The 1,587-nt window shown below is 60.7% G+C and carries 2 protein-coding genes; both read left to right on the top strand.

Translation table 11 applies throughout. The annotated features are described in order from the left end of the window. Positions 1–61: 61 nt before the first annotated feature. Positions 62–592, top strand: coding sequence for an ATP-dependent protease subunit HslV (gene hslV / locus BKD70_RS23635; protein ID WP_003171209.1), 531 nt, complete (start codon positions 62–64; stop codon positions 590–592). A gap of 37 nt (positions 593–629) precedes the next feature. Further along, a partial coding sequence (hslU, locus tag BKD70_RS23630; RefSeq protein ID WP_070415510.1) for an HslU--HslV peptidase ATPase subunit occupies positions 630–1,587 on the top strand: 958 nt, incomplete at its 3' end.

Here is a 1,587-nt window from a genome sequence, read left to right as displayed (position 1 = left end):
GCCACCCCCCATATGAGTTTCCATCAGGGCATTTTCGCCCCGCTGCGTGGAGACTCTCCCCTTGACCACCATCGTTTCAGTACGTCGCCACGGCAAAGTTGTCATGGGCGGCGACGGCCAGGTTTCCCTGGGCAACACCGTGATGAAAGGCAACGCCAAGAAAGTGCGCCGCCTGTACCACGGCCAGGTGCTTGCCGGCTTCGCAGGCGCAACCGCCGACGCCTTTACCCTGTTCGAGCGTTTCGAAGGCCAGCTTGAGAAACACCAGGGCCACCTGGTGCGCGCCGCTGTCGAACTTGCCAAAGAATGGCGCACCGACCGCTCCCTCAGCCGCCTGGAGGCCATGCTCGCGGTTGCGAACAAAGACGCTTCCCTGATCATCACCGGCAACGGCGACGTGGTTGAACCCGAGCATGGCCTGATCGCCATGGGTTCAGGTGGCGGCTACGCCCAGGCTGCGGCCAGCGCGCTGCTGAAGAAAACCGACCTGTCAGCCCGTGAAATCGTCGAGACCGCCCTGGGTATCGCTGGCGATATCTGCGTGTTCACCAACCACAATCAGACCATTGAGGAGCAGGACCTCGCCGAATAAGCCCTGGGCTTATTCAGGCTTGAGGCCGCCAAACACTATGTCCATGACTCCCCGCGAAATCGTCCATGAACTCAACCGCCATATCATCGGCCAGGACGATGCCAAGCGCGCCGTTGCCATTGCGCTGCGTAACCGCTGGCGCCGGATGCAACTGCCGGAAGAACTGCGCGTTGAAGTAACGCCCAAGAACATCCTGATGATCGGCCCTACCGGCGTCGGCAAAACCGAGATCGCCCGTCGCCTGGCCAAATTGGCCAATGCCCCGTTCATCAAGGTCGAAGCGACCAAATTCACTGAAGTCGGTTATGTGGGCCGCGATGTCGAGTCGATCATTCGTGACCTGGCTGACGCCGCCCTGAAGATGCTGCGCGAACAGGAAGTGACCAAGGTCAGCCATCGCGCCGAAGACGCCGCTGAAGAGCGCATCCTCGACGCCCTGCTGCCACCGGCACGCATGGGTTTCAACGAAGACGCCGCACCTTCATCGGATTCCAACACCCGTCAGCTGTTCCGCAAGCGCCTGCGTGAAGGCCAGCTGGATGACAAGGAAATCGAGATCGAAGTGGCCGAAGTGTCCGGCGTGGATATCTCTGCCCCGCCTGGCATGGAAGAAATGACCAGCCAGTTGCAGAACCTGTTCGCCAACATGGGCAAGGGCAAGAAGAAAAGCCGCAAGCTCAAGGTGAAAGAAGCACTGAAGCTGGTGCGCGACGAAGAAGCCGGGCGCCTGGTCAACGAGGAAGAACTCAAGGCCAAGGCCCTGGAAGCGGTCGAGCAGCACGGCATCGTGTTTATCGATGAGATCGACAAAGTGGCCAAGCGCGGCAACTCCGGTGGCGTCGATGTGTCCCGCGAGGGTGTACAGCGCGACCTGTTGCCGCTGATCGAAGGGTGCACGGTCAACACCAAGCTGGGCATGGTCAAGACTGACCACATCCTGTTTATCGCCTCCGGTGCCTTCCACCTGAGCAAGCCGAGCGACCTGGTGCCCGAGC

Origin of the sequence: Pseudomonas sp. BS-2016, from assembly GCF_001806145.1 — a bacterium.
Lineage (GTDB): Bacteria > Pseudomonadota > Gammaproteobacteria > Pseudomonadales > Pseudomonadaceae > Aquipseudomonas > Aquipseudomonas lundensis.
This window is presented reverse-complemented; position numbering and strand designations above follow the sequence as displayed.